The organism is Micromonospora sp. NPDC023814 (assembly GCF_040639595.1).
Lineage (GTDB): Bacteria > Actinomycetota > Actinomycetes > Mycobacteriales > Micromonosporaceae > Micromonospora.
This window is the reverse complement of sequence record NZ_JBFAAF010000252.1, coordinates 1-1,211: the sequence shown is the minus strand read 5'-3', so window position 1 is coordinate 1,211 and position 1,211 is coordinate 1. Positions and strand designations below refer to the sequence as shown.

General features: G+C 73.0%; 1 protein-coding gene. It reads left to right on the top strand.

Annotation, left to right across the window (positions count from 1 at the left end; all coding sequences use genetic code 11):
- Nucleotides 1–667: 667 nt before the first annotated feature.
- Entirely contained in the window at nucleotides 668–1,078 is a 411-nt protein-coding gene (locus AB0G14_RS35825; RefSeq protein ID WP_357705268.1) for an ArsC/Spx/MgsR family protein, read from the top strand.
- The last annotated feature ends 133 nt before the right edge of the window (nucleotides 1,079–1,211 follow it).

Below are 1,211 nucleotides of genomic sequence, written 5' to 3'. Positions count from 1 at the left end.
GGGCCGCCGAAACGGTCCGGGGGGCACGCGCTCACGATGGTTACAACGCCCCGGCCCCCCGACCCATGCCCGCCGGGCCGGTGGCCCCCGCCACCGCAACCCACCACGAACCCGGCACGGCGCCCAGGCCACACCCTGGTGCCGTCGCCGAACCGGACACCCGGCGCAGGCAGGCATCCACCCGGCAGCCGTCATGGTGGGATTCATGGGGTGCGGCACCCTGTGTGCGTCGGCTGCGAGGTCGCGACCGGTCGCCCGCTTCGACAGGTCCGGTGGGTCGGGGGCTTGTGGCCCCTGTCGAGCTGCCCCGTCTGTGGGACCACTCGTCAGACGAGGTTCGGTCGCCGGCGCGACGGCACGTGGTCCGCGTCTGTCGCACCATTCGTCACACCGGGCCCCGGCCGCCTGCCCCGGCACGCTGTGCCCCATCTGTGAGGGCAGCTCGACAGGGCCAGGCAGCGGTACTCCGACCTGGATCGTCTGCGACGTCGTCCGGCTCTCCGGCCCCGATCTGGTCGGCGAGGCGTGTCGGGTGACGATCCGCCTGGCGTTGTCGACCGGACCCGTCTGCGACATCGCCGGTCAATCCCAACGCAGGCACAGCCCGTAACGACCACCTGCCGCGCCCGCCGCCGGCCGGAAACGGGACTGCTGCGACCATGACGGCATGGAGATCTGGAACAACCCGTCCTGCTCGAAGTGCGCCGCCGCCCGGTCCGCCCTCGACGAGGCCGGTGTGGGTTACGGGGTGCGCCCGTACCTGGACCGGCCGCCGAGCGCGGCGGAGTTGACCGAGGTGCTGCGCCGGCTCGGCGCGCGCCCCTGGGACGTCTGCCGGACGCAGGAGCCCGCCGCGGTCGCCCTGGGCATGGCCGACTGGCCGCAGGACGAGGCAGCCGAGACGCGCTGGATCGACGCGATGGTCGCCGCCCCGGAGCTGATCCAGCGGCCCCTGCTGCTGCTCGACGACGGGAGCGCGCTCGTGGGCCGTACGCCGGAGGCGGTCGCGGAGGCGGTGCGCCGCAGCGGCGCGGCGCCCGGCGGTGGCGCGGAGCCGGGCCGCCCCTCGCCCCGGTGAACGGGTGAACGGGTGAACCCGGCGACGCGTTTCCGCCCCTAGTGTCCTGAGTCGTTGGAAGCTTTATTGATCCGGGTGCAGTAGTTGGCGAGATTATCGAGGATCTGGTCGGCGGTTTTGGTCCAGACAAAGG

Excerpts from the sequence above, each read along its gene's own strand:
- AB0G14_RS35825 (WP_357705268.1), top strand. The coding sequence starts at position 668 with ATGGAGATCTGGAACAACCCGTCCTGCTCGAAGTGCGCCGCCGCCCGG.